Below are 7954 nucleotides of genomic sequence, written 5' to 3'. Positions count from 1 at the left end.
AATCTGCGCCAACTGTTAAGTTGGTTAGCAAGCTCATTACATACTTTTTAGTCTTACGACTAAATATTACTTTTACTAAAGTAATTGACTGGTTAAAATAAAATATTATTTAATTTCTTTACCTATTTTTCTGTTTAATTTTCAAAGACCGATAAAAACTATATATATTCGTCACTATGTGACTACTTTTTAAAGTATATCAGCTAACTTTATTCATGTCAATACTTTTTTGTTTCTAACACTAAATTATATTTAGACAATAAAAAGGAGCTATTACTAGCTTCTTTTTATGCCATATATTTTATCGTTTTTAAAGCCCTAATATAGCAACCACTTTTTCCTTGTCAAATCCAACCATTTCTTGTCCATTAATATCTATTACTGGTACTGATCTATATCCTTTTTTTATAAGTGCTTTTTTTGCTTCCAAATTTTCAGAAATATTATGTTCTGTATATTCAATGTTATTTTCTTCGAAAAATTCCTTAGCTAAATGACAAAATCCGCAACTATTACTTGTATAAATTTCAACTTTGTTCATGTATAATCTCCCCTTAAGTTTTATTATTTCCAATTAAATTGTATGCAATTGAATCTAATTTCATATTAGCATTATTCGCAAGTTAAGTCAATATTATTCTTGTCTAATATTATTGCTTCAAATTTTAAAGAATTATTTAACTAGTATTCTTCTAAATTACTAATTTATTAAAATATTTTCTTTATTTTATATTTACATATATTTTATATAATATTATGATAGTCTTAACACTATACGTTAGTGACAAAATACTTTATAATTATTTTGTACTTTAAAGAGCTTAAGCATAAATATTAGGAGGTAGCAACTAATGATTAATTTATTGGAAATAATAAATAAAGCTAAAATTGAACATAACTTAAGTAAACTAGAAATCATTGATCTTTTAAAAAGTAATGATATGAACCAAGAATTGTTTAATGCGGCAGACGAAGTTAGAAAAAAATATGTGAGTGACGATGTTCATCTTCGTGGTCTTATTGAATTTACCAATATATGCAAGAATAACTGCCTTTACTGTGGACTAAGGCGAGATAATAAAAATTTAGTTAAATATAGATTAACACATGAACAAATTTTAGACTTTGCAACTAAGGCCAAATCTTTTGGTTATAAAACCATTGTACTTCAAGGTGGAGAAGACGGTTACTATACCGTGGACAAAATCATCAAAATAATAAAAGATATCAAGGATTTAGGTTTAGCTCTAACTTTAAGTCTAGGTGAAAAAACTTATGATGAGTATAAAGCCTTTAAAGATGCTGGTGCCGATAGATATCTTTTAAGAATTGAGACAACTGATAAGAAGCTTTATGAAGATCTAGATCCTGGCATGAGTCACGAGTACAGACTTAATTGTTTAAAGAACCTAAAAAAATTAGGTTATGAAGTAGGAACAGGCGTTATGGTTGGTCTCCCAAATCAAACCATAGAATCATATGCGGATGACATATTATTTTTCAAAGAAATTAATGCTGACATGTTAGGAATAGGTCCTTTTATTCCTAATGAAGACACACCACTTGCAAATTGCCATGGTCGCGAGCTAATTATGGCCCTTAAAGTTATGGCTATAACACGGTTGCTTCTGCCAGACATTAACATACCTGCAACAACTGCTATGGAATCCTTAAATAAAAATGGAAGGCTGATGGCACTTCAAAGTGGTGCTAATGTAGTTATGCCTAATGTTACAGAAGGTGAATACAGAAAATATTATGCATTATACCCTGGTAAAATTTGTACTGGAGATACTCCCTCTCATTGTAGGGGATGCATAACCGGTAAAATTAACAGTATTGGAAGAACCGTTTCAACTAATTACGGATTTCGCGGAAATAAAAACAACAAATGATTTATAACATAAAAAAGAGCCTATAGGCTCTTTTTTAATGAATTACAGTATAAATTTTTGTACTATTTCATCTAACTTAGCTACAATCTTCTCAAGGTTATCAGCAGTATTTGATATATCATCCATAGCACTCGTTTGCTCTTCCATAGATGCAGATATCTCCTGGGTTGAAGCAGCAGATTCTTCAGACACTGCAAACATTCCTTCTATAGATAACAATACCTTATCTTTATTTTTATCTACCTTGTTAATATTTGAAACCAAAGTATCTATTTGAGTAATCATATTAATAATAGATTTTTCTATGATATTAAACGATTTTTGTGATAAATCCATAGATAAGTTTGCCTCTTTATTAATATTTACTCCATTATTTATATTCATTGTTACATTCCTGATCTCTCCTTGAATTTCACCAATCATATTTGTAATTTCATTTGTGGCTTCTTCAGTCTTTTCTGCTAGTTTTCTTACCTCATCAGCTACTACTGCAAATCCTTTTCCAGCTTCACCAGCTCTAGCGGCTTCAATTGCAGCATTTAATGCCAAAAGATTTGTTTGTTCGGCTACCTCTTTTATAGTATTTATAATTTTTCCTATAGAGTTTGATTTATTTTGAAGTGTAGATATATTTTCTACGACTTCTTCATTTGAATTGCTACTTTCCTTGAATTTTTCAGTAAGTAACTTCATAGAGCTAAGTCCCTGTGCATTAACTAACTTAGTTTCGTTAGAATAATCTTTTAATAACCCTGAACTATTTACAGCAGTACTAATTTCGAGTGTAAGACTTGTAAGTTCATTTGCGCCACTTTGCGCATCTTGCACTTGATTTGTAGCTCCTTTTGCTAATTCTTCAATTGCCACAGATACAGCTTCTATAGATTGAACAGTATCATTAGTAACCAGTGCCATCGTTTTGGAATATTGAAGAACCTCTATGGAATTTTCCTTTAAATCAACAATTATTTCTCTTAGTGCACTTCGTAGATCAATAACTGCTTTTGCAATAATCCCTGTTTCATCTTTATATTTTAAAATCAATTCAAAATTTTTATCATATGATAAATCAAATTTCGCTGTCTTATCCACAAGCTTACTTATCTTTAAAATAGGATTTGATATTTTCTTACTAAAATAAAAGGATATAAATACTGATAATCCAATAACAGCAACTGCTAAAATTATAAAATTAGTTACACTATTTATAAAAGCTTTGAGTAGAATAGCCTTTTCATTTCCAACAAATTTGTCAATATCATCAACATAGTTTCCTGTTCCTATAACCCAATTAAAGTCTTTAAAAGCCTTACTATATCCTCTCTTTGGAGATGCAACTCCTTCCCCTTTTTTAGCAAACCAATAATCTGTATATCCACCGCCATCTTTTAAACCATTCTCAATAATTTCTTTAATCATGCTTTTACCTTTTACGTCCTTTAAATCATATCTATTTTTACCCTCAGATACACCACCAAGAAGTACCACATTGTCACCCTCGACTGTATCTACCCAAAAATAACCGCCATCGCCATATTTCATCTCACGTATTAAATCAGCACCAAGTTTTTTAGCTTCTATCAAACTTATTTCTCTGGATTTATATTTTTTATCAATGCCTCCTAGCATTGTTATGACATTTTCAACTTGATATTTGATTTTTTCATCATAATCTTTTCTAACTGTAGTATCAATTGTCGATATAGAGTTTTTACTCAAGACTGACATTCTGTATGTCGCAAATCCTCCAATTAAAAGTGCAGTTAATAATACAACTGAAACATTTAGCGCAATTATCTTAGTACTTATTTTTTTCACAATAAATCACTCCATCCCTTTTGATATTTTACAATAATTATGTTCATTTCTTATAATAATAACGTTTACACTATTTATCGTGTTTTTTTTACAAATCTTAATACATTAAAAAGGGAAAAAACTACTTAAATTAAGCAGTTCTTTCCCTTTTTACTATACTATCATATATTGTTGTGTAGTAACGTTATGATTTTACGTAGTTCTACAGCAGAAATTTGTCCCGGTGCTGAACTCTTCTTAGCAGCAGCAAATGTTAGTGCAGAACCAAATAATTCACCTGATAATCTACTAATAATACCTTTTCCCGCCATTGATATTGATATAATGGGACCATTAGCATATTTTTCATTCATAATACGGGTTGCATCTAAAAGTGTAATCACATCCGCGGCGCAAGTAGGCATTACTGCGATTTTAGGAATATCTCCACCTAAATCTTGGGCCTTACATAACCTTGATATAATTTCCTCTTTCCCTGGTGTTTTTTCAAAATCATGATTAGATATAATAACAAATATGTCATTCTTATGAGCTATATTTACTAATTCTAATATATCCTTCTCACCACTTAATAACTCAACATCTATAACTTCAACAAGTTTTGACGTAACAATTGCTTTATTTAAAGCAAAATAAAATTCTGTAGTAACTTCTTTCTGGCCACCCTCTTTAGCTGTGCGAAAAGTAAATATAATTGGTTTTTCACCTAGTACTGCTCGAATGCCATGTAATGCTTTTTTTACATTATCTATATTTGCAACGTCTTTAAAAAAATCTACACGCCATTCTAACACATCAAAATCGATATCTTTTAAAATTTCTGCTTCCTTTAAAAGTTCTGAAATAGTTTCTCCCACCATAGGAATACAAATTTTAGGTATCCCCTCACCAATTGTAATTTTTTTAAGCTTAACTATTTTTTTCATTTGAGCACCCTTATTATTTATTTTATTTTTTTATATAAATTAATCTCAGATTTTTTTTCTATTAAATCTGCAAATTTAGGTACAATAGAAGTAAAATGTGTTGATGCGTTATGACTCTTAATTACATCCTCATTTTCCCACTCTTCTATGAATGTAAATATATTGTTGTCATTAGCATCTTGATATAAAGTATAAGATACATTTCCTTTTTCTTTTCTGCTTTCATTAATAAGTTTTTCTGCTAAGTTTTTAAATTCCTCTGTTTTTCCCTGTTTTATTGAATTTTTTGCAACTATAGTAATCATAAAATTTCTCCTTTTTATAATTTATTTAATAAACTTTTATATTGCATAATTATACTGCTTGTACTTTTTTTACCGTTTCTACAAAGATGCTATAACATTATAAACTCCATGGTCATTATTACTTTCAGCAATAAATTTAGCATGTTTTTTCACATCTTCAGGTGCATTTTTCATTGCATAACTGTAATGAGCAGCTTTAAACATAGCCAAATCATTATAGTAATCACCAAAAACCATTGTGTTTTTTTGATCTATTTCAAATTTTTCTTGAAGTATTTTTATAGCGCTTCCTTTACTTATACCTTTATTCATTATATCTATCCACTTATCCCCAGATACAACAAATTCAAGTTTCTCATGCAATTTTTCTTTTAGAAGATTTACTATGGACAAATTTACTCCGCCTGCCATATAATAAGTAATCTTATATATGGGACTTTTTAATTTACTAAATGATTCTAGTTTTACCACAGGAACATCAACCGCTGTAAGTTCGCTAAAAATAACTTCTGATGGGTTTACTATAAATGCATCATTTTCTCCAGCTAAAAATACTTCTTCTCCGAGATTTGGATTTAGATTTATTACGTGCTCTATTTCTTCTTTAGCAATATTATTTGAGTATATGGTCTTTCCTTTGTTATTATACTTAACAAGAGCCCCATTATGAGCAATAAATATCATATCCGTATTTACCTTTTTAAAATTTATGCTAAGTTGTGAATAAAATCTCCCACTTGCTGCTGCAAATTTTATATCCTTCTTATTTAAATCACGTATCAAATCAAATATTTTTTCATCTATATTCCCTTTATCATTTAATAATGTACCATCCATATCAGTTGCAATGAGTTTTATAATAAGTATTTCCCTCCTTTATAATGTTAAATAAGCACATTTAAGAACACATTTTATTTACTAGTAAAAATGAGCTATAAATGAATTAATATCCATCTATTGCCCATAAATTTGTTTCAATTTTCATTAAAGTATACTTAAGTTATACCATTACTTTGCATATATTGTTTGTAAATTCTACTGGATCACTAATTGGTAATCCCTCAATTAGTAGAGCCTGATTATACAATATATTAGTATATAAATCCAATTTATCTTTGTCAGTGTCAAAGCAACCTTTAAGGACTTTAAACATATCATTATTTATATTTATTTCAAGTACCTTGTCTGCTTTAACATTTTCATTGTTAGGCATAGAATTTAATGTTTTCTCCATTTCTATTGTGAGTTCACCATCATTTGATAAACACACTGGGTAATTTTTAAGTCTTTTTGATGCACGAACATCCTTAACCTTACCAGACAAAGTAGTTTTCATATATTCAAACAACTCTTTATTTTCCTTATCATCAGCAATAGATGGTTTTTCCTTTTCTTCTGCCTCTATTCCTAAATCACCACTTGATACAGATTTAAATTCTTTTTCTTTGTATTTAGATATCATTTTAACAGCAAATTCATCTACCTCATCCGTGAAGTATAAAATTTCGAACCCTTTATCTGATACCATTTCTATTTGTGGTAATTTCTCAATTCTATCATTTGTTTCTCCTGAAGCATAATAGATATATTTTTGATCTTCTGGCATTCTAGAAACATACTCATCTAAAGTAACATTCTTTTTCTCCTTTGATGAATAAAACAGTAACAAATCTTGCAAAGTGTCTTTATTACTACCATAATCAGAGTAAATACCATACTTCAATTGTCTTCCAAATGATTTATAAAATATTTCATATTTTTCTCTTTCATTTTTAAGTAAAGTATCTAACTCACTTTTTATTTTGCTTTTAATGTTTTTAGCTATTAATTGAAGTTGTCTATCATGTTGTAATACTTCTCTTGATATGTTAAGGGATAAGTCCTCTGAATCTACTATTCCTTTTACAAAACTAAAATAGTCAGGCAATAAGTCTGCACACTTGTTCATAATTAAGACACCATTTGAGTAAAGCTCTAAACCTTTTTCATATTCTTTTGTGTAGAAATCATATGGTGTTTTTTCTGGAATATATAAAATAGAATTATAACTTATAACGCCATCAACACTTATATGAATGTGCTTTAACGGTTTATCAAAACCATAATGTTTTTCAGCATAAAAATTATTATAATCTTCATCAGTTAATTCGCTTTTATTTTTTCTCCATAAAGGAACCATACTGTTTACGGTCTTTTCCTCAACGAAATCTTCGTATTCTGTTTCACTACCTTCTTTAAGTTTTGAATTACTTACATTCATTTTAATTGGGTATCTAATGAAATCTGAATATTTCTTTATGATAGATTTTAATCCATTTTCATCAAGAAATTCATCAAAATTATCATCTTCTGTGTTCTCTTTTATTTTAAGTGTGATTTCAGTACCAACACAATCTTTATCGCAAGGTTCTATAGTATACCCATCTGCACCTGTAGATTCCCACTTATAAGCTTTATCGCTACCAAACGATTTACTTATAACAGTAATATTATCAGCTACCATAAATGCAGAATAAAATCCTACACCAAATTGTCCAATTATATCATAACCATCTTTTATTTCATTTTCTTTTTTAAATGCTAAAGATCCGCTTTTAGCTATAACACCTAGGTTATCAGTTAGTTCTTTTTCGGTCATTCCAATACCAGTGTCAGAAATTTTTACTATTCTATTTTCTTTTTCACTCGCTATAGTAATGTAGTATTTATCTTTCTCAAAAGTTAATGTGTCATCCGCTAATGTCTTATAATAAATTTTATCAATAGCATCACTAGCATTAGAGACAAGTTCCCTTAAAAATATATCTCTATGAGTATATATTGAGTTTACCATCATATCTAGGATTCTCTTAGATTCTGTTTTAAATTGTTTTTTTTCCATTTAAAATTCCCCTTTCATACCAAATCTTTTAATTTTATATTTTGTTAGCACTCTATACTTCTGAGTGCTAATGATAGTTCTAAAATACACCTTTTTTTATGATTTGTCAATGTTTCACTCCATACTTTC

Annotated in this window: 7 protein-coding genes; 1 reads left to right on the top strand and 6 read right to left on the bottom strand. The window is 29.0% G+C overall.

Features of this window, described 5'->3' with window-relative positions:
• Positions 1–310: 310 nt before the first annotated feature.
• Complete coding sequence (locus KPL44_RS23025; protein WP_216211321.1) at positions 311–541, bottom strand: glutaredoxin family protein; 231 nt, start codon at positions 539–541, stop codon at positions 311–313.
• A 310-nt stretch (positions 542–851) separates the two neighbouring features.
• On the opposite strand from KPL44_RS23025, the gene hydE reads away from it, so the two are divergent.
• Entirely contained in the window at positions 852–1895 is a 1044-nt protein-coding gene (hydE, locus tag KPL44_RS23020) for a [FeFe] hydrogenase H-cluster radical SAM maturase HydE (protein WP_216255372.1), read from the top strand.
• Positions 1896–1937: 42 nt separating this feature from the next.
• Here the strand turns inward: hydE and KPL44_RS23015 are convergent, their stop codons facing one another.
• The 5 genes from KPL44_RS23015 to htpG all read right to left on the bottom strand — a co-directional run bounded on the left by KPL44_RS23015 (position 1938) and on the right by htpG (position 7825).
• Positions 1938–3713: a methyl-accepting chemotaxis protein gene (locus KPL44_RS23015; RefSeq protein WP_216255370.1), complete on the bottom strand. Its 1776-nt coding sequence runs from the start codon at positions 3711–3713 to the stop codon at positions 1938–1940.
• A gap of 161 nt (positions 3714–3874) precedes the next feature.
• A complete protein-coding gene (gene aroD / locus KPL44_RS23010; RefSeq protein WP_216255369.1) occupies positions 3875–4639 on the bottom strand; it encodes a type I 3-dehydroquinate dehydratase in 765 nt (254 codons plus the stop codon).
• A gap of 17 nt (positions 4640–4656) precedes the next feature.
• Positions 4657–4944 (bottom strand): putative quinol monooxygenase, encoded by a 288-nt coding sequence (locus KPL44_RS23005; protein WP_216255367.1) that lies wholly within the window; start codon positions 4942–4944, stop codon positions 4657–4659.
• A 78-nt stretch (positions 4945–5022) separates the two neighbouring features.
• Positions 5023–5805 (bottom strand): Cof-type HAD-IIB family hydrolase, encoded by a 783-nt coding sequence (locus KPL44_RS23000; RefSeq protein ID WP_216255381.1) that lies wholly within the window; start codon positions 5803–5805, stop codon positions 5023–5025.
• Positions 5806–5944: 139 nt separating this feature from the next.
• A complete protein-coding gene (gene htpG, locus KPL44_RS22995) occupies positions 5945–7825 on the bottom strand; it encodes a molecular chaperone HtpG (protein WP_216255366.1) in 1881 nt (626 codons plus the stop codon).
• Positions 7826–7954: the final 129 nt, after the last annotated feature.

The sequence above is a fragment of the Clostridium sp. DSM 17811 genome, from assembly GCF_018861905.1.
GTDB classification, from domain to species: domain Bacteria; phylum Bacillota; class Clostridia; order Clostridiales; family Clostridiaceae; genus Clostridium_AD; species Clostridium_AD frigoriphilum.
Note: the sequence above shows the minus strand (reverse complement) of the source record. Positions and strands in the feature narration are given on the sequence as shown.